The organism is Nocardia sp. NPDC046473 (assembly GCF_040645995.1).
Taxonomy (GTDB): domain Bacteria; phylum Actinomycetota; class Actinomycetes; order Mycobacteriales; family Mycobacteriaceae; genus Nocardia.
In genome coordinates this window covers 443,265-462,618 of the sequence record NZ_JBEYZJ010000004.1, presented here as the reverse complement: position 1 = coordinate 462,618, position 19,354 = coordinate 443,265, and the positions used below count along the sequence as shown (strand labels likewise).

Here is a 19,354-nt window from a genome sequence, read left to right as displayed (position 1 = left end):
GTCGTAGCGGTGAGCGCCGTCGGCGCCCTTCAGCCACTGACATGGGCGGTGTTGTCGAGCCAGTGCTGGGCGAGGCCGGCGTCGCCGTCGACGCTGATGTCGGTGGCTTCGCGATCGGCGAGCAGGAGTCGTCGGGTCAAGGTCAGCAGCAGCGATTGTGCCGGGCCGCTTATCGTCACATCGGCGGGCTGGGTTCCGTGCTGCCACGTCGGCCCGTCCGGCCGGCGTTCGACGAACCATGCGCCCGTGTCGTCGGCGAGGTCGGTGGCCAGCCACTGCAGGGTCTGTCCGGTGCCCCGAACGGCATTGGCGGACTCCGGGCGCTGCATCTCCCAGTTGGGGGAGGTGAGCATCGCGAAGTGGTTACTGATGAGAGCGGCTGCGATATCGGCGTCGACGTCGAAAGGTCGGTTCGCCGCGTCGGCGGCGTCGAAGCCGTGGACCACCGCCTCGTTGAGGAGGCTGGAAATCCAGAATCGCGTCCCGGATCGCGCGTCCCCGGCGGGGTTGAACACCGCCGCCTCGAGCGCGTCATCGGAGCACGCGTCCGCGACCCGCTGCGCGGACTCCGCCAGCCACGCCTGCCATTCGCCGGGGTCGGTGGGGAGTTGGGCCATCTCCCTGGGCAGCTGCATCGGGTCGGTGATGCGCCGTTCGATGATCTCCGCGACCCAGTGGTGGGTCTGGCCCACGTGCTCGACCAGGTCGGTGACGGTCCACTTCGGGGCGGTCGGCACCGCGGCGTCCGGTCCGGCCGTGGCGGCTGATTCCGCCAGGCTTCGGGCATGTTCGACGATCACTCGCCGGGCGTGTGCTGCGTTCAGCTCAGTCATGGGATTGCCCTTCCGTAGTTCGTTGCTGGATATGACTGGCCGTGTCGGTCGAACTCATCGGTGCCGCGCCAACTTCGCACCGGCGAAATCTGTGTCGCCAAAACCCAGCCTCCAGCGAGCCACCGTCGTAGCGGGTCATGCCAGGTACTTCCGCAAATCGCGCGATCGGCGGCCGAGAAGCGCTGCGGCACAGCACCTCCGGTGTTGCCGACATGCGGGCAGCCGCCTCTGCTGCCGCCCGCATCGCCATCGGGATGCGCGGCCCGCGGTCTGCGGCTAAGTCGGCACAGCGGTGGTTACGGGAGCGAGCGGGGGTTCGAGGTGGCTCCAGGGTTGGGCTTGTTCGAGTTGGGCGGCGAGTTGCAGGAGGAGGAATTCGGAGCCGAGGGGGCCGACGAATTGGGTGCCCAGCGGGAGACCGTCCGCGGTCTGGTGCAGCGGCACGCTCATCGCGGGGCGGCCGGTGACGTTGGCGAGTTGAGTGAATGGGACCGGGGCCAGGTTGGTGAGAACGAGGTCGCGGTAGACCGAGGTGCGCGTAATCGCCGTTCCCGCACGGAGTTCCAGCAGGAAACTCATGATCTTCTCCACTGCCGCAGGCGGTTTGGTCTGGCCGATGCGCAGTGGCGGCTCGGCGAGGGTGGGCGTGAGCAGCAGGTCGTAGGTGCCGTGGAATTCGGCGAGCGCGCGAGTGTAGGTGTTCCATCGACCGTGGGCCTCGATCAATGCCGCGCCAGAGTGTGCGCGCCCTGCGGCGGCGACCACGCGGGTGGTGAGATCGAACTCGGAATCGCTTGCACCGCTGATCTTTCGGGTCTCAGCGAGGCGGGCGGCGAGGTTGGTGGTCCACACCGTCATGAAGTCGTGCGCCATCTGCCTGCTGTCCATCCGCGGCGCGGCGCTCTCGACGTGATGGCCCAATTGTTCCAGCAGCGCTGCGGTCGCCTCGACCGCGCGCACCGATTCGGCGTGCACCGGTGTGCCCAAAGGGGATTCGTGGGTGAATCCGATGCGGAGCCGGCGCGGTGGCGTATCCACCGCCGTGGCGTAGGGCTGGGCGGACCGGCCCGACAGGTAGGGGCCGCCGGGATCGGGGGCGCTGAGCAGGTCGAGCATCACGGCCGAATCGCGGACACCGCGCGACAGCACACCGGCGGTGGCGGCACCGAAGATGTTCTCGGCGGAATCGGGACCCGCCGGGATCATGCCGCGTCCGGCCTTGAGACCGAACAGTCCGGTGCAGGCCGCCGGGATACGGATCGAGCCGCCTCCGTCACTGGCACCGGCCATCGGCACGATCCCTGCCGCGACCGCCGCCGCCGAGCCGCCGGACGAACCACCCGGCGTGCGGTCGAGATTCCACGGATTGCGCGTCGCGCCGTAAGTTCGGGTCTCGGTGACCGCGACGGCGCCGAACTCGGGCGTGGTGGTCTTGCCGAAGATCACCAAACCGGCGTCGATCCACCGCTGCACCACCGTGCTGTTGTTGTCGGCCTTCACTTTTCGCAATGGACCGGTACCCGACGCAGTGGGATAGCCCGCGAAATCTTGTCCGAGATCTTTGAGCAGGAACGGCACGCCGGCGAACGGTCCCTCGGGCGGTTGTGCGGCCGCCGCCCGCCCGACCTCGTCCATCCGCAGGCTGATCGCGTTGATCTCGGGGTCGACCTGTTCGCAGCGGGCCGATGCGACCTCCAGCAGCTCCGTCGGGCGCACTTCGCCGTTGGCCACCAACTCGGCCAGACCGACCGCGTCATAGGTCCGATATTCGTTGTACTGCATAAACTGTCCTTTCGGCCGTGACCACCAGCATCGGCAAGGCGACATCGCGGACGAGTTCGTTGTGTCGAGCAACGACATCATGCACCCCGGCCGTTGTCGCATCATGTTCGGCGGGCTGTTGTCGGCCGATCGGCTGGCTGCGGTCAGCCAGTCGGCGGGACTTGTTCCGCCGCATCCGGCGGCGGTGCAACACCCGTTCGCCCGCCAACAATGCAACCGATCGGCACTGAACCGTTCAGCTTGCCGGGCGTGTCGCAAGAGCGGCAGATCCTGATCGCGACAAGATACTGACCATGACCGAGACCTCGTCACCTGCGCCGGACCGGACCGCGCTCGTGCTGGGTGGCACCGGCCTGGTGCGGATGGGGTGGCTGGTCGGGCTGGTGATCGGACTGGCCGACCGCGGAATACGGCTGGTGGAGGCCGATCGGATCGTGGGCACCTCCGGGGGCGCGCTCGTGTCGGCCATGCTGACCACGCAGGCAGACCTGAGCCGGTTGCTCGGCGCCGCGGCCTCGCCTACGTCGCCGGCCGATCCGCAGGTCATCGTCGACGCGCTGGCGCCGCTTGACGAACCGGGCCTGGATCTGGCACAGGCCCGACGCAAGGCGGGTGCGATAGCCGTAGCGGCCGCGAGCAGCGATCCGCAAGCACACATCGGCCGCATGCACACACTGATCGGAACCGCACTGTGGCCGCAGCGGGATCTCGTGATTGCCGCCGTCGACATCGCTACCGGCGCACTGCACGGGTGGACACGCGACGGCGCGGCGTCCCTCCCCGAAGCCATGGCAGCCAGCACCGCGGTGCCCGGCGTACTTCCGCCCATCCCGATCGACGGCCACTTCTACATAGACGGCGGCGTCGGTTCCTCGATCAACGCCCACCTGGCCGCCGGCGCGGACCGGATCGTCATCATCGAAGCCATGGCCGACGAGTCTTCGCACCTGCCCACCGACGAGGACCTGGGCCGAGCCGCCGTCCTGACCCTCGTGCCCGACGACGCCTCGATCGCCGCGTGTGGCACCGACAGTTTCGACCTCACCCGCCAGCCCGCTGCCTACGACGCCGGTCTGCGCCAATCCGAGGACGCGGCTATGCGATTGCAGAAATTCGGCTGGCCGACCCACTGACGCGGATCAATCCGTGGTGGTTCGATGGCGACGGCGTTCTTCTCGTACGCTCGCTGAGTGGGTTCACTAGAGCAGATCAGGGATTGGCCGGTCCGGCACGCGGCGGGCACGATCGTCACGCGCGACGGAGCGACGGTGCGCGAGGGCGAGGTGGACCGGGTGTTCCCGCTCGCATCGGTGACCAAGCCGCTGGTGGCGTATGCGGTGCTCGTCGCGGTGGAGGAGGGGGCGATCGAACTCGATCAGCCTGCGGGCCCGACCGGTTCGACCGTGCGGCACCTGCTCGCGCACACCTCGGGCCTTGCTTTCGACACCGCCGATATCCAGGCCGCGCCCGGTACCCGTCGTATCTACTCGAGCATCGGATTCGAGGTGCTCGCGGGATTCGTCACCGAGCAGACCGGTATCGCATTCGAGGAATACCTGCACGACGCCGTGTTCGAGCCACTCGGCATGAAAGATTCGGTGTTGGCCGGACCTGCCGGGCACGCGGGGCGGTCGACCGCGGCCGATCTGGCGCGTTTCGCGGCGGAATTGCTGAACCCGCAGTTGATCTCCGCGCAGATGCACGCCGCGGCGACCTCCGTCCAATTCCCCGGGCTCAATGGGGTGCTGCCCGGTTACGGGTCGCAGCGCCCCAATGACTGGGGTCTGGGTTTCGAGATTCGCGACGGGAAGACTCCGCATTGGACAGGGAGCACCAATTCGGGGGGAACCTATGGTCATTTCGGGCAGTCCGGCACGTTTTTGTGGGTGGACCCCGCGTCGTCTTTGGCGTGTCTCGTATTGACCGACCAGAATTTCGGCGACTGGGCGAGAGCAGCCTGGCCGCCCCTCAGTGATGCCGTTATTGCGGAGGCGACACTCCCACGCAACACGGCGGTGAAGTAACACACGTAACATCGGGCACTCCAGTACACTCAGGCAACACCAGCAGACGGGCTCGTTGGGGAAGACGTCCCCCGTCGACGCTGGAGGTGTTAGTAGTGCGCGCATCGAGTCAGTTCGCGGACGTGACGGCGGGTGTGGTGTACATCCACTCGTCGCCCGCTGCGGTGTGCCCGCACGTCGAATGGGCACTCACCTCCGCGCTCGGCTCGCCCGCAAAGCTGCGCTGGACCGCCCAACCCGCCGACGGCCAACTCCGCGCAACCAGCGAATGGCTCGGCCCGGTAGGCACCGCCGCCCGCATCGCCCAGTCCCTGCGCTCCTGGCCCGTCCTGCGTTTCGAGATCACCGAAGACCCCAGCGAAGGAGTCGACGGCGAACGCTATTGTTTCGTGCCGGGCCTAGGCCTCTGGCACGGTTCCACCAGCGCCAACGGCGACGTCACCCTCGGTGAAATGCGCCTGCGCGCCATGCTCCAAGCCGCAGGCGAACTCGGCAAATACAACACCTACGACCTGGCCACCGAAATCGACCGCGCCCTCGGCACCCCCTGGGACGAAGATCTGGAGATCTACCGCTACGGAACCGAATCCGGCGCCGAGGTCACCTGGCTGCGACGGGACGTGGGTTAGTCCCGCAACACCCCTGGTCGCCGAGGTCCATTGCACTACAATCCCTTTCGGCCTAGCGAATGCGGGGCCAGTAGGGGATGCCGGTGCCTGATGAGATGCCGTTCGGAGTCGCACTCGGAGTGATCGATGACGTGCGGTACTCGGTCGCGCGGACGAGTCTGCCGTGGGAATTGGCGATCGACACCATCGTGGTGTCGGTCGGCGGCGGGCTCGGAATACTGGGACGCGCGCTGGACGGGCGGTTCCGGCAAGCCGCATGGGATTCCGTTCGATACGAAAGTATCGATGCCGACCACCCGATGCTGCTGAACTTGCCGGGAGATTCGGACAGTGCCGCCACACAGCTGCGGCAGGCGATCCTTGTCGGCTCGCGCGATGGGTCCGGTGAGCTCGGGGACATCACCGATGATTCGCTGCGCCGGGCCGCTAAAAGCTCGGTCGCCGTTGCCGCGGCGAACGGGTCCAGGGCGCTTGGTTTCCCGCTGCTGGGTACCGGAGCGCTCGCCGAGTCGGCGGACCGCGTCGCCGGCGTGCTCGTGCCCGCAGTTATCGAAGCTCTGCGGGCAGTTCGAAACGGTCGTCCGGATTCTCTCGTCTTTCTCTGTCAGACAACGGCGCACGAGGAATCGATCAGCCAGGAGTTCGAGCGATACTTGCGCGACCGCGGCAGGGCTCTGGCCGGCGGGATGGCGCGTGATCTCGTAGACCCGAACGAGGGGCTGCCGCTGTCCAGCGACCAGCTGGGTTTCGCTCCGTATATCAGCATGCTTGCCACCGTAATAGCTGATAAGACAACACCTTTGCCACTATCCATCGGCATCTTCGGCGAATGGGGCGCTGGCAAGAGTACTTTCATGGCTATGTTGCGCGAGCGAGTTCGATTTCTCGCCGGATCGGACGCCCGATACTGCAACCACATCGCGCAGATCGGTTTCAACGCATGGCATTACGCGGATACCAATCTGTGGGCCAGCCTCGGCGACGAGATTTTCCGGCAACTTGCCGGGCCGCCTTTCGATCCGAAGGAGCACGCGAAGCAGATCCGGTCCGAGCTGGCCGAGCGCCTCGACCAACGCGATCAGCTGGAATTCGTCACAGAGCAGGCCGGCGCGACAGCGGCCCGCCTGCAGGCCGACGTGGACAGGGCGATTGCCGAGCGAAAAGCGACGGCAGGCAATCTCATGACGGCGCTGCGGGAATCTCCGGTATTCGGTAGTCGGATCAAAGACATATGGAGTCAACTCGGTGTCAGCGATCAGATAGAGCAGGCTCAACTGTTCACCGCACAACTGCACGGCACCTTGACCGAGGCGGATCGGCTCCGTCGCGGTGCCAACCAGCGATGGGGCCTCGGGTCGTTAGCAGTTGCCGTCGGGCTGCTGGTGGTGGGTGCCATCGCCGCCGCGGCGGCACCGGCGATCCGCGAATGGGTTGGCCCCGTGCTGGTTTCCGTGACAGCGTTCGGCGGCACCGGCATCTGGTTGCTTGCCCGCACCCGCGCGGGACTGCGGGATCTGCGTGCGGTCACCGAGGACGTGCAGTCACAGCTGAGTCGGGCGACGCGGGACTCCGCCGTCAAGGAATTGGCCGACAAGCTCGCCGAACTGCGTACCGCGGAGGCCGAACAACGAGTCGCACAGGCACAACTCGACGACGTCGTCGCACACGTCGGTGAACTCGGTCGCCAGCTGGCTCAGCTCGCTCCCGGCCGGCGGCTCTACTCGTTTCTCGCCGACCGTGCCCGAGATGACTCGTACACCGGGAGTTTGGGCCTGGTTTCGACCATTCGCAAAGACCTCGCCCAGCTCGTGCAGTTGATGGACGACTGGCGCAAGCATCCGGAGGAATGGGCTGGTTCGCACCGGCCGGCGGACCGCATCGTGCTGTACATCGACGATCTCGATCGCTGCCGCCCCGACCAGGTCGTCGCCGTACTCCAGGCAGTCCACCTCTTACTGGCGTTCGAGTTGTTCGTAGTTGTCGTCGGCGTCGACCCGCGGTGGTTGCTGCGCTCGTTGCGAAGTCAGTATGCCGACCTACTGCACGACGGAATCGCCGGTGACACAACCGATGACTGGCATACGCCCGAGGACTATCTCGAAAAGATTCTCAACATTCCCCTCATCCTGCCCACGATGTCGTCGGGAAGTCTCGGCCGATTGCTCCGCTCGATAGATCAGGGCCAACCCGACACCGGTGCGCCGGTCGAGCAATCCGCGAACCAGCGGACAACGCTTCGCCTACCCGCCCCAGCCGAGCGCGTCATCACCGACCCCGGGGTGATCACGATCGAGCACGGATCCGAGGTCGACACCCAACAACGAGTGACGATCGAGGCGCCGAGACCACTCACCGAACCTGAACTGGCCCTGCTGACTTCACTGGATCTCCTGATCGAGACGCCGCGCGAGGCCAAACGCCTCTTCAACCTGTACCGCATGGTGCGAGCCACCCGCGACCTCTCCGACGCCTCCGAATTTCTCGGCACCGACGGCGACCCGGGCGAGTACCAGGCGGTCGTGCTGCTCCTCGGCCTGCTCACCGCGCGTGCGCGGCTACTCGGCGGCGTGCTCGACACCCCGCCGGATCCGAGCAACGGGGTCGACGGTGGACTCGCGCACCGGCCGCCGCACGTTCGCTGGAGTCAGTTCGTTCTCGACCTCGAACCACGACGATCAGCGACGACGTGGTCCAACCGAGTTGTCGGCGCTTTCCCGAATACCCATCTGCCGCACTGGATCCGGCTCCACCGCGGCCTGACGACAGTCTCCGAGAACATCACGCTCCCTGACCTATCGATCCTGCAGGCCTGGCTGCCGCGAATTCGCCGCTTTTCCTACGTGCTCATGACGACCGAGCCTGACAGTCGATAGGTCCTGAGCGTGAGCGGGGCGAATTGTTCGACGGCAACGCCGACTACCACGCAGCCTTTACTCCTCGAGAAACAAGCCGTTCTGGACCCCCGTAACTCGACCCTCGTTGAGTGGAATGACATGTCCCGGTGTCTCTTCGACCGATAATCCGTCGCTCGTCATGCCTACTCTGGTCTAACCCACACTGCAACAACCTATTTCGGCACAGTCGTTGTTCTGCGAATTTCCGGCAAGATTCGCGAGAAATGGCAGGATCGATCTACCATTGTCGCCAGGGGTGCATGAAACTCAGCGGGCTAGAAGGCCTGTTGACACACAGATTCCTTGGGGGAACCATGTGGAGCCTGTTTGCGTCAATAATGATTGCCTTGTTGGGGTTTGGCGCCCCGGTGGACGGCAATGCCGAAAGCGTCAGTCTTGGCGGGGCATTGGTCACGGCGGCGAGTAGGCCATTGTGCGACCACGGATTCACCTTCAGCAAGCCGACGGTGCTGATGCCGGACATTCAAGGGTATGGATGGGCTGAGTGTCCTGCGGTTCCCGCCGATGCTGGGTTGACGCACAACTACTATTTGAGCCTGCAACGCCGCGATACCTCTGGCAAATGGCAATGGATGGGTGCACCGGCGAGAAGCACTATCGTTCCGACGGTGCGGCAGACCTATACTGCGACTGCGCCCTGTACGGCGGGAGTTTGGCGGATCTTCTCCGATGCGCGCGGTATGATCCAGGGCAGGCCGTACGAGTTCAGTCAGGTCTCTGATGAGAAGACCGTCTTTCCCTCCGATTGCGGATAGAGGACCAGATGCTGCGACTGTCGGGGCGTTATGCCGACTATCAGGGAAGGGTCGGCCTGCGCGATCGGGTCGTACGAGCCGTTCGTGCGTTTTCTCGCCCTCGTATGCGACGTCTGCATCCACAAGACGCGGGGCGGGGGTGCCAGCTGCGGCGTGAATTGGGGTGGTGGACTGTGCGGCCAGAGACTGGCGCGGGTTCTCGTCGTTTTGTCAGCAAACCCGCGTATGCGACCCGCGCAATCGCACAAGGCGATCGTGAAGCGGCGCTGACGTGGATGGGTAAGTTGCTCGGTCTGTACTGATGTAGCGAGTTGTCGCCAGTGAGCCTCCGACATGAAAGTGGATGTCGGAGGCTCTTCGGTATTCGAGCGCAACTGTTGGCACGCGGAAACCGCTGATCTCGTTGGGGGAGAGGTGGGTTCAGTTGAGATCGATAGAGAGGGCTTGGCTTACTTCGGTTAGTAGGGGGATGGCTTGGTCTACTAGGTGTTCGGTCATTCGGGTTGCGGGGCCGGAGATGGAGATGGCCAGGTGGGCGGGGGCTTGGGGTACGGCTACGGCTACGCAGCGGACGCCTAGTTCTTGTTCGCCGTCATCTATCGCGTAGCCGTTGGTGGCGGCGGTGGCGAGTTGGCGGGTGAATTCCTCGGGGTCGGTGATGGTGTGTTCGGTGTAGCGGGGCATTCCGTTGCGCTGCAATAGTTCTCGGGTGCGTTCGGGGGGCATGCCGGCGAGTAGGGCTTTGCCTACGGCGGTGCAGTGGGGGAGGACGCGGCGGCCGACCTCGGTGAACATGCGCATCGAATGGCGGGACGGGACCTGGGCGACGTAGACGATCTGGTCGCCGTCGAGCATGGCCATGTTGGCGGATTCGCCGAGTTCGTCGACGAGTCGGGCCAGGTGCGGGCGGGCGCGCAGGCTCAGCATGTGCGCGGAGGATTCGCCGAGCTTGATCAGTTTCGGGCCGAGGACGTATTGGCGCGAGGGTTCTTGGCGCAGGTAGCCGAGGTCGACGAGGGTGCGTACCAGTCGGTGGATGGTGGGCAGCGGCAGGCCGGAGGCGGTGGCGAGCTGCGAGAGGCCCATCATGCCGCCCTCGTCGGCCATGGTCTCGAGCAGGCCGAAGGCGCGCTCGATCGACTGGACGCCGCCGGTGCGTCCCTTGGCGTCGCTCGTTGCGGTCACTGGCTACCTCCATGTTTCCGGATGGTGGAAGCCTACCGGCGGCATCTCGGCCGTTGGGCGATGGCCAGCATTCTCGACGTTCCTTGACCACGTCAGGACCTGCTCTTAAGCTATTCCGTATATCAGAATAATTTTTCCGCATTGTGGAATTTGATCTGGAGGGATCCATGAGTCATTCGCTTCGATACGAGGTCAACTGCTCGATCCTGTTCACCGAACTGCCGCTGCTCGAACGGCCGGAAGCGGTACGGCGGGCCGGATTCGACGCGGTCGAGTTCTGGTGGCCGTTCGACCGCGCGGTTCCCGGCGACAAGGAGGTCGACGCTTTCGTTGCCGCAATCGAGAACGCCGGAGTGTCGTTGGTGGGCTTGAACTTCGCCGCGGGTGACATGCCGAACGGCGATCGTGGGCTGCTGTCCTGGCCCGCTCGGTCCGCGGAGTTCCGCGACAACATCGACGTCACCATCGGGATCGGCGAGCGACTCGGCTGCCGAGCGTTCAACGCGCTCTACGGCAATCGGACCGACGAGGCCGTCGCCGCGGAACAGGACGAGCTGGCGACCGAAAACCTCGCTCTCGCTGCGGTAGCCGCCGCCCGCATCGGCGGCACCGTGCTGGTCGAGCCGGTGAGCGGCGCCGATCGCTACCCGCTGCGGACCGCCGCCGACGCGCTCGCGGCGATCGATCGGGTGCAAACGGCCACGGGCGCAGCGAATCTCGGGCTGCTCGCGGACCTGTACCACCTGGCGGTCAACGGTGACGATGTCGACAAGGTCATCGCGGAGCACACCGCCCGGATCGCCCACGTACAGATCGCCGACAGTCCGGGCCGGAATCAGCCCGGCACGGGCGAACTTCCGTTGCAGCGGCAACTCGAAGAACTCGAGACTCGCGGCTACGGCGGCTGGGTCGGACTCGAATACAAGCCGTCCGCAGGCTCCGCCGACAGCTTCGAGTGGCTGCCGCGCGAGCGGCGTACCACCGCGTAAACCATTGTCGAGCAACGACTTTAGGGACAACAGATGACCAATATCGCTTTCCTCGGACTGGGCATCATGGGCAGCCCGATGGCCGTCCACCTGGCCGCCGCCGGCCACGCCGTGACTGCCTACAACCGCTCCCCGAACAAGGCGGAACCGCTTGTCGCGGCGGGCGGCCGCGCTGTCGGCTCGATCGCCGACGCGGTGCAGGGCGCCGACGTGATCTGCGTGATGGTGCCCGATTCGCCCGACGTCAAGGACGTGCTGGCCGGTGAGAAGGGCGTGTTCGACAACGCCGAGCGCGGCGCGCTGATCATCGACTTCTCCAGCATCCGGCCCGACGTCACCGTCGAGCTCGCGAAACAGGCTGCCGCGCACGGCTTCCGACTGCTGGACGCCCCGGTCTCCGGTGGTGAGAAGGGCGCGATCGACGCCGCGTTGTCCATCATGGTCGGTGGTGCCGCCGCGGACTTCGAGGAGGCGAAGCCGATCTTCGACGTGGTCGGCAAGACCGTTGTGCACGTTGGCCCCAGTGGCTCGGGCCAGACCGTCAAGGCGGCCAACCAGCTGATTGTCGCCGCCAACATCCAGGCCCTGGCCGAGGCCGTGATCTTCCTCGAGGCGTACGGCGTCGACACCGAAGCCGCGCTGCGTGTGCTCGGCGGTGGACTGGCGGGCTCGAAGGTGCTGGATCAGAAACAAGGGAACATGCTGTCCCGATCGTTCACGCCCGGATTCCGAATCGACCTGCACCACAAGGACATGGGCATCGTGACGGCCGCAGCGCGCGAAGCGGGCGTGGTGGTGCCGATCGGTTCGCTGGTCGAGCAGTTGATGGCCTCCGCCAAGGCGATCGGTGACGGCGGACTCGACCACAGTGCCCTGCTGCGCGGGGTGGAGCGCCTGAGTGGGCGTGCGGACAAGGAGAACTGACGATGGCACGGATGCGTACCGCGGATGCCGCGGTGTTGATTCTCGAAAAAGAGGGCGCGACACAGGCGTTCGGTCTGCCGGGTGCGGCGATCAATCCGTTCTACAGTGCGATGCGCGCGCATGGCGGGATCAAGCATGTGCTGGCTCGTCATGTCGAGGCGGCGTCACATATGGCCGAGGGTTATACCCGTGCCACTGCGGGGAACATCGGTGTCTGCATCGGGACTTCGGGTCCGGCGGGTACCGACATGATCACTGGGTTGTATTCGGCGAGTGCGGATTCGATTCCGATCTTGTGTATCACTGGTCAGGCGCCGGTGGCCAAGTTGCACAAGGAGGATTTCCAGGCTGTCGATATCGCCTCGATCGCTGGGCCGGTGGCCAAGTGGGCGGTGACGGTCCTGGAGCCCGCGCAGGTGCCGGGTACGTTCCAGAAGGCGTTCCGGTTGATGCGGGAAGGTCGGCCGGGGCCGGTGTTGATCGATCTGCCGATCGATGTGCAGCTGGCCGAGATCGAGTTCGACATCGACACTTACGAGCCGCTGGTGGTGCATCGCCCGGCCGCGACCAGGGCGCAGGCCGAGAAGGCCGTCGCGATGCTGAACGCGGCCGAGCGCCCGCTCATCGTGGCAGGCGGCGGCATCGTCAACGCTGACGCCGCAGGTTCGCTTGTCGAATTCGCCGAACTGACGGGCGTTCCCGTGGTGCCCACCCTGATGGGCTGGGGCACGATTCCCGACGATCACTCGCTGTACGCGGGCATGGTTGGCTTGCAGACCTCGCACCCATACGGTAACGCCACCATGTTGGAGTCTGACTTCGTCCTGGGCATCGGTAACAGGTGGGCCAACCGGCATACCGGTGGTGTCGAGACCTACACCAAGGACCGCACTTTCGTGCACGTCGATATCGAGCCGACGCAGATCGGGCGTGTCTTCGCTCCTGATTTCGGTATCACCTCCGACGCCGGTGCCGCGTTGAAGGTGTTCATCGACGTCGCCCGGGAGCTCGCGGCGAAGGGTGAACTGCGCGACCGATCCGATTGGGCCGGGCAGGTGCGTGCCCGAAAGCAATTGGGGCAGCGCAAGACTCATTTCGACAACGTCCCGATCAAACCCCAGCGGGTCTATGAGGAGATGAACAGGGCGTTCGGCCCGGACACCCGCTACGTCAGCACGATCGGGCTCTCTCAAATCCAGGCAGCACAAATGCTGCACGTCTACCGTCCACGCCATTGGATCAACGCGGGCCAGGCCGGACCGCTCGGCTGGACCTTGCCCGCCGCACTCGGTGTCGCGACTGCCGATCCGGACGCTACCGTGGTCGCCCTGTCCGGTGACTACGACTTCCAGTTCCTCATCGAGGAATTGGCCGTCGGCGCACAGTTCGGCATCCCGTATATCCATGTGCTGGTGAACAACTCGTACCTGGGCCTGATCCGGCAGGCCCAACGAGCGTTCAGCATGGACTACTACGTCCAGCTCGACTTCGACAACATCAACAGCCCCGAGGTCGCGGGCTACGGCGTCGACCATGTCAAGGTCGTCGAAGGACTGGGCTGCAAGGCAATTCGAGTCTTCGAGCCCGACGGTATCGGCCCCGCCCTGGAGGAGGCGAAGAAGATGCTCGCCGAGCATCGGGTGCCGGTGGTCGTCGAGTGCATCCTCGAGCGCGTCACCAACGTGTCCATGGGTTTGGAGATCGACAACATCGTCGAATTCGAGGAACTGGCCGAGACCGCCGCGGACGCGCCCACCGCTGCCGCACTGCTGGACTGAGGACGTGATGCCCCGGGTCCTCATCGCGCCCGACAAGTTCAAGGGCTCGATGACCGCCGCGCAGGTCGGCGCCGCCGTCGCGGCCGGTATCAGACAGGTGCTGCCGGACGCGTCGGTGACGGTCGTGCCCGTCGCCGACGGCGGCGACGGGACCGTTGCGGCCGCCGTGGCGGCAGGTTTCGCGGCGATCCAACTGGTCGCCACCGGACCGACCGGAGCACCGGTCGTCACCACCTACGCGCGACGCGACGATCTCGCCGTCATAGAACTGGCGGACGTATCCGGCCTGCTCCGGCTACCCGACGGGAAGTTCGCGCCGATGTCGGCAACCAGCCGGGGGACCGGTGAGGTGATCGCCGCGGCCGTCGACGCGGGTTGCCGCCGGGTGGTGCTCGGCGTCGGCGGCAGCGCGGGCACCGATGGCGGCGCGGGCATGCTGCGCGCCCTCGGTGCCCGGTTGTTCGATGCCGAGGGAAGTGAAATCGCAGACGGCGGTGCGGCTTTGGCGGAAGTAGCGACGATAGACCTGACTGCGCTACGCGAACGAACAGCCGGTATCGAGTTCACCGTCGCCTGCGACGTGGACAACCCGCTCACCGGCCCACGCGGCGCGGCGGCGGTCTACGGTCCGCAGAAGGGCGCGGACGATCGCCAGGTGACCGCGCTCGACGCCGCCCTCACCCACTGGGCCGATACTGTCGCCGCGACCACTGGCACCGACCGCCGAGACATCCCCGGAGCAGGCGCCGCCGGCGGAGTGGGCTTCGCCGCAGTGGCAGTACTCGACGCCATCTTGGCCCCCGGCATCGAATTGGTCTTGGACCTAGCCGATTTCAGCGACCACCTATCCGGAACCGACTTGGTCATAACCGGCGAGGGCACCCTCGACGACCAGACCTTGCACGGCAAAGCCCCCGCGGGCGTCGCCGCCGCAGCCCACGCAGCGGGCGTCCCGGTAGTCGCAGTCTGCGGCCGAAACACACTGCTCACCAACCGCTTACACGCCGCCGGGTTCGCAGCAGCATACTCGCTGGTCGCAATCGAGCCCGACGTCCATCGCTGCTTCACCGAGGGAGAGGAACTGCTGAAACGCCTCGGCACACACATCGCCAAGCAACACCTATCGCGAAGGCGCCCGAGCACCGCCCTCTTGCTGTAACAACCCACCCCCGCACATGAGTTCGCGCGCGGCGCACGACTTCGCTGACAATCTCATGCGCGGCGAGCCACCCCGTGCGCAGCACGCAGATTCGTGCGCGGTGCGTCAGCTCGTGCGCGGCCCGGCCAGCTTCCGGGCCGCGCGCGAATTGGTTGGTTGCGCGCGAATTGGCTGGCCGCGCACGAATTGGCTGGCCGCGCGCGAATTGGCTGGCCGCGCATGAATTCGCTGGCCGCGCGTGAATTGGCTGGCCGCGCACAAGTTTGCTGACCATTTCGTTCGCGGCACCACAACCGGTACGCGGCACGCTAGTTGGTACGCAGCTAGTCAGCTCGTGCGCGGCTCGACAAGGCGATCGGGCGCGCACATATTGTCTGGGCGCGCATGAATTGGCTGGCTGCGCGCGAATTGGCTGGCTGCGCACAAGTTTGCTGACCATTTCGTTCGCGGCACCACAACCGGTACGCGGCACGCTAGTTGGTACGCAGCTAGTCAGATCGTGCGCGGCTCGGCAAGGCGATCGGGGCGCGCACATATTGTCTGGGCGCGCACGATTTTGCCGACGAAATTGTGCGCGGTACGCAATTTCGTGCGCGCTACGCTGACTCGCCTCTCTGGCATGCGTGCCTTTGTCAGAAGGCGGGGGGCTGTGCCGGTGACTCTCGCGCGCCGCGAGCGGATGCCCGGCGGGCAGGAGCGCGATCTGGCCTTCGGGGCTGGTCGAGGTGCAGGTTAGCCGAGGCGCGCGGTGAGGCTGCTTGCTGCTGCGGCTACTGCTGCTCCGAAAATGGGTTCGGTTTCCGCTGTTAGGCGGCTGAAGGGGACGTTCACGCTGAGGCTGGCTACCGGGTTTCCGTTGTCTCCCAGTACGACTGCGGCAACTGCGCCTACGTCGGAGCGCCACTCGCCGCGGTTGACCGCGTATCCGCGCTCCCGGATCACCGCCAGTTCGGCGCGCAGTTCCTCGGGGTCGGTGACGGTGGTGTCGGTGTAGCGCGGTAGTTCGTCGACGAGCATCTGCCGGACGAACTCCGGATTGCTGTGGGCGAGAACCGCTTTCCCGTTGGCGGAGGCGTGCATGGGCAATGAGTGGCCGAGGGCCATGTTGGTGCGTACCGGTTTGTCGGTTTCCAGGCGCTCGATCAGCACCATCCTGCTGTCTTCGGGCACGGTCAGGTGGATGGTTTCCTCGGTCTGGCGCCGTAGGTTCTCCATGATCGGCAGGGCCACGCCGCGCAGGCCGAGGTCCCCGCCCGCGCGACTGCCGACCGCGAGCGCCTTGGTAGTCAGCACCCAGCGGGTCACCTCGCCCGATGCGGGACGAATCCACCCGGCCTCGTCCAGCGTGACCAGTGCCCGCTGGACCGAGCTCTTCGGCATCTCCAGTACCCGCGCCAGCTCGCCGACGCCGATCGGCTGCCGTGCCGCGACCTCTTCTAGCACTCGCAGCGTATTCAGGACATTTCGCAAGGTATTGACTCCTTCATCGCACATCCCTACCCTTGCTGCACCTTTTCACGGCACAGTGTGCCATATAACGGCACAGAATGGAAACGATGTGATGACCGCTCACAGTGGACGGCATTTTCTGCAGATCCCAGGCCCGACGAACGTCCCGGACCGGGTGCTGCGCGCCATCGCGCAACCGACGATCGACCACCGCGGACCCGACTTCGCCGAGCTCGCCCTCGACCTGCGGGAACGGGTGAAACCCGTCTTCGGCACCGGTGGTCCCGTCGTCATCTATCCCTCCTCGGGCACCGGCGCGTGGGAGGCGGCGCTGGTCAACACACTCTCTCCTGGCGACCGCGTGCTCGCCTTCGAAACCGGACATTTCGCCAGCCTGTGGCGTGACATGGCGGAACGACTCGGCTTAGTAGTCGACTTTGTGCCTGGAGACTGGCGGCGTGGCGTCGATGCCGCGGCCGTCGCCGAGCGGCTGGCCGACGACACCGCACACAGCATCGCGGCGGTGATGGTCGTGCACAACGAGACCTCGACCGGCGTCGCCAGCCGGATACCGGAGATCCGGGCCGCCATCGACGAGGCGGATCACCCCGCGCTGCTGCTGGTCGACACCATCTCCTCGCTGGGATCCATCGACTACCGGCACGACGACTGGGGTGTCGACGTGACGGTCAGCTGCTCGCAGAAGGGTTTGATGCTGCCACCGGGCCTCGGCTTCAATGCGATCAGCGACAAAGCGCTCGCGGCGGCACCGACGGCGCGACTGCCGAAGTCCTACTGGGACTGGACCCCCATCCTCGGCGCCAACGAGCACGGTTTCTACCCGTACACCCCGGCCACCAACCTGCTCTACGGCCTGCGGGAAGCGCTGCTGATGCTCGAAGAGGAGGGCTTGCACAACGTGTTCGCCCGGCACAACCGGCACGCCGCGGCGACCAGGGCGGCCGTCCAGGGCTGGGGCCTCGAGGTGCTGTGCGTCAACGAGCGTGAGTACTCGAGTTCGCTGACCGCCGTGCTGCTCGGCGCGGAACACGACGCGGACAAGGTGCGCCGAATCATCTTGGACCGCTTCGATATGTCACTGGGCACCGGTCTCGGCAAGCTCTCCGGGCGGGTGTTCCGGATCGGGCACCTCGGCGACCTCAACGACCTGACGCTCGCCGGCACTCTCTCCGGTGTCCAGATGGGTCTCGAATTGGCCGGCGTCGCAGTCGATCCCGCCGGACTGCAAGCCGCGCTTGCGGTGTTACGAGCCGACTGAACTCTGCTCCGGCGCTGCGCTTTCCAACGATGGAAGGCAACGAGCACGCCGGAAACAGCCCATCTCAACTGAATTCAATCGCTCCCCGCTGGGCAAGTCGTAAGCCAGATCGGCGCTTCACCGCGATACCGACCTCCTGATCTCGACCCTCGATGCTCCGCCACGAGTGACTCTCCCGCTGCTCCGCCACGAGCCGGGATCCGCTATACGCCGACGCTTTTCGCGTCGGCCACCTACGAGGAGGTAGGTCGTTGTCCGAGCGAACTTCCGTAATCCGGCGCCTGTCCGATAAAAAGCGGTGGACTTACATACTGCCGGTCGTCGTCTTCATCTACGTCATCTGTTATATCGATCGAACCAACATCAGTTTCGCGCTGCCGCACCTCGAGGCCGATATGGGGCTCAGCAAGGCCGAGCAGGGCCTGGCCAGCGGCATCTTCTTCTGGGGTTATCTGCTGCTGCAGATTCCCGGCGGGTATATGGCCGAAAGGTGGAGTGCCAGAAAGTGGATCGCGATCCTGATGGTGTTGTGGAGCGTGGCCGCAATGGCACAAGGCTTCACCAACTCCGTCGGCCAGTTGTTGATCGCCCGTTTCCTGCTCGGCGTGGCCGAGGGGGGCGTGCAACCGGCGTTGATGGCCACCATCCGGACGTGGTTCCCCTTCGCCGAAAGAGGCAGGGCCTACGCGATTTTCAAGCTGTACACGCCGATCGCGGCGATCGTGGCCGCACCGTTCTCCGGCATCCTGCTGACCTACACGGACTGGCGCTGGATGTTCATCATTCAGGGCGGCGCCCCGCTGGTCGTCGGGCTCGCGGCTTGGCTTGCGGTAGTTCGTGACACGCCGGCGAAGGCCGGATGGTTGTCGACGGCCGAACGTGACTTCATCGAGCAGTCCCGAGTCGCGGAGGGCGAACCGCTCCAGCATCGCGGCACCTTCAAGGCGGCCTTCACCAGCAAGATCGTGTGGCACTTCGCGCTCATCTACACGTTGACGCAGATGGGCTTGCTCGGCCTCACCCTCTGGTTGCCGAGCGTGTTGAAGAAGGCGTTCCACACCGATTTGAAAGTGGGTTTCGTCGCGATATTGCCGCAGATCGCCGCGGGCGTCGCCATCATTCTCATCGGCAGATCGGCGGACAAACGCGGCGGGCACATCGCGCACATGGCGTTGGTCCTCGGTTCCGCGGCAATCATTCTCGGCGGCGCGAGCCTGATATCGCCGGATCAGAAGTGGTTGGTACTCGGGGCGATGATCCTGGGTACGGCGGCGTCGATCGCCTGGTACGGACCGTTCTGGGCGACGGTCACCAAGCTGGTTCCGGTCGCGGCCGCCGGGGCGGGATTGGGTCTGATCAACGGTGTCGGCAATCTCGGCAGCTTCTTCGGGCCCTATATCGGTGGCTGGCTCAGCGATCTCAGCGGCGGTGGTTACGCGCTCACGCAGGCGTTCTTCGGTGGGGTCTTCGCGGTCGCCGGGCTGCTCGTCCTGACGTTGCGTAAGAAGATGCGCGAGGCGACGCGCGCGGCCCAGGCGGAGCCGAAACCCGTTCTGCCGGAGCCGGTGATCATCTCGAAGACTGCCCAGGCGCAACCGGCGACGGAAGCACCGCTCGTCTGAATCGCAGCGGCGGCCGATCCCAGGGTCGGCC

Annotated in this window: 15 protein-coding genes; 11 read left to right on the top strand and 4 right to left on the bottom strand. The window is 65.6% G+C overall.

Annotated features, from left to right (window positions below; all coding sequences use genetic code 11):
• Positions 1-29: 29 nt before the first annotated feature.
• A complete protein-coding gene (locus ABZ942_RS16255) occupies positions 30-833 on the bottom strand; it encodes a maleylpyruvate isomerase family mycothiol-dependent enzyme (RefSeq protein WP_357382582.1) in 804 nt (267 codons plus the stop codon).
• A 276-nt stretch (positions 834-1,109) separates the two neighbouring features.
• A complete protein-coding gene (locus tag ABZ942_RS16250) occupies positions 1,110-2,615 on the bottom strand; it encodes an amidase family protein (protein ID WP_357382580.1) in 1,506 nt (501 codons plus the stop codon).
• 293 nt (positions 2,616-2,908) lie between these two features.
• Here ABZ942_RS16250 and ABZ942_RS16245 point away from each other — a divergent pair, with 293 nt between their 5' ends.
• The 5 genes from ABZ942_RS16245 to ABZ942_RS16225 all read left to right on the top strand — a co-directional run bounded on the left by ABZ942_RS16245 (position 2,909) and on the right by ABZ942_RS16225 (position 8,938).
• On the top strand, positions 2,909-3,748 hold the full coding sequence (locus ABZ942_RS16245; protein WP_357382578.1) for a patatin-like phospholipase family protein: 840 nt from the start codon (positions 2,909-2,911) through the stop codon (positions 3,746-3,748).
• Positions 3,749-3,805: 57 nt separating this feature from the next.
• On the top strand, positions 3,806-4,639 hold the full coding sequence (locus ABZ942_RS16240) for a serine hydrolase domain-containing protein (RefSeq protein WP_357382576.1): 834 nt from the start codon (positions 3,806-3,808) through the stop codon (positions 4,637-4,639).
• Between the two features lie 95 nt (positions 4,640-4,734).
• The gene (locus tag ABZ942_RS16235) at positions 4,735-5,268 is read left to right on the top strand and encodes a DUF3145 domain-containing protein (protein ID WP_357382573.1); all 534 of its coding nucleotides are present in this window, start codon (positions 4,735-4,737) and stop codon (positions 5,266-5,268) included.
• Between the two features lie 83 nt (positions 5,269-5,351).
• Positions 5,352-8,141, top strand: a complete 2,790-nt coding sequence (locus ABZ942_RS16230) for a P-loop NTPase fold protein (RefSeq protein ID WP_357382571.1) — start codon at positions 5,352-5,354, stop codon at positions 8,139-8,141.
• 281 nt (positions 8,142-8,422) lie between these two features.
• A complete protein-coding gene (locus ABZ942_RS16225; RefSeq protein ID WP_357382569.1) occupies positions 8,423-8,938 on the top strand; it encodes a hypothetical protein in 516 nt (171 codons plus the stop codon).
• Positions 8,939-9,358: 420 nt separating this feature from the next.
• Here the strand turns inward: ABZ942_RS16225 and ABZ942_RS16220 are convergent, their stop codons facing one another.
• A complete protein-coding gene (locus ABZ942_RS16220) occupies positions 9,359-10,123 on the bottom strand; it encodes an IclR family transcriptional regulator (protein WP_357382567.1) in 765 nt (254 codons plus the stop codon).
• Between the two features lie 167 nt (positions 10,124-10,290).
• Here ABZ942_RS16220 and ABZ942_RS16215 point away from each other — a divergent pair, with 167 nt between their 5' ends.
• The 4 genes from ABZ942_RS16215 to ABZ942_RS16200 are packed head-to-tail and all read left to right on the top strand — an operon-like array spanning position 10,291 to position 14,973.
• Positions 10,291-11,112, top strand: coding sequence for a TIM barrel protein (locus ABZ942_RS16215; protein WP_357382565.1), 822 nt, complete (start codon positions 10,291-10,293; stop codon positions 11,110-11,112).
• A gap of 33 nt (positions 11,113-11,145) precedes the next feature.
• A complete protein-coding gene (locus ABZ942_RS16210; protein ID WP_357382564.1) occupies positions 11,146-12,036 on the top strand; it encodes a 2-hydroxy-3-oxopropionate reductase in 891 nt (296 codons plus the stop codon).
• Positions 12,037-12,038: 2 nt separating this feature from the next.
• Positions 12,039-13,814, top strand: coding sequence for a glyoxylate carboligase (gene gcl, locus ABZ942_RS16205; protein WP_357382562.1), 1,776 nt, complete (start codon positions 12,039-12,041; stop codon positions 13,812-13,814).
• A 7-nt stretch (positions 13,815-13,821) separates the two neighbouring features.
• A complete protein-coding gene (locus ABZ942_RS16200) occupies positions 13,822-14,973 on the top strand; it encodes a glycerate kinase (protein WP_357382560.1) in 1,152 nt (383 codons plus the stop codon).
• A gap of 732 nt (positions 14,974-15,705) precedes the next feature.
• Here ABZ942_RS16200 and ABZ942_RS16195 read toward each other — a convergent pair.
• Positions 15,706-16,443 carry an IclR family transcriptional regulator gene (locus ABZ942_RS16195; RefSeq protein ID WP_357382558.1) on the bottom strand — a complete coding sequence of 246 codons (738 nt, stop codon included), beginning with the start codon at positions 16,441-16,443 and terminating at the stop codon, positions 15,706-15,708.
• A gap of 91 nt (positions 16,444-16,534) precedes the next feature.
• Between ABZ942_RS16195 and ABZ942_RS16190 the strand changes: the two genes are divergently transcribed.
• Together ABZ942_RS16190 and ABZ942_RS16185 are read left to right on the top strand one after the other, a co-directional pair.
• Entirely contained in the window at positions 16,535-17,701 is a 1,167-nt protein-coding gene (locus ABZ942_RS16190) for an aminotransferase class V-fold PLP-dependent enzyme (RefSeq protein ID WP_357382556.1), read from the top strand.
• A 251-nt stretch (positions 17,702-17,952) separates the two neighbouring features.
• Entirely contained in the window at positions 17,953-19,323 is a 1,371-nt protein-coding gene (locus ABZ942_RS16185) for an MFS transporter (RefSeq protein WP_357382554.1), read from the top strand.
• Positions 19,324-19,354: the final 31 nt, after the last annotated feature.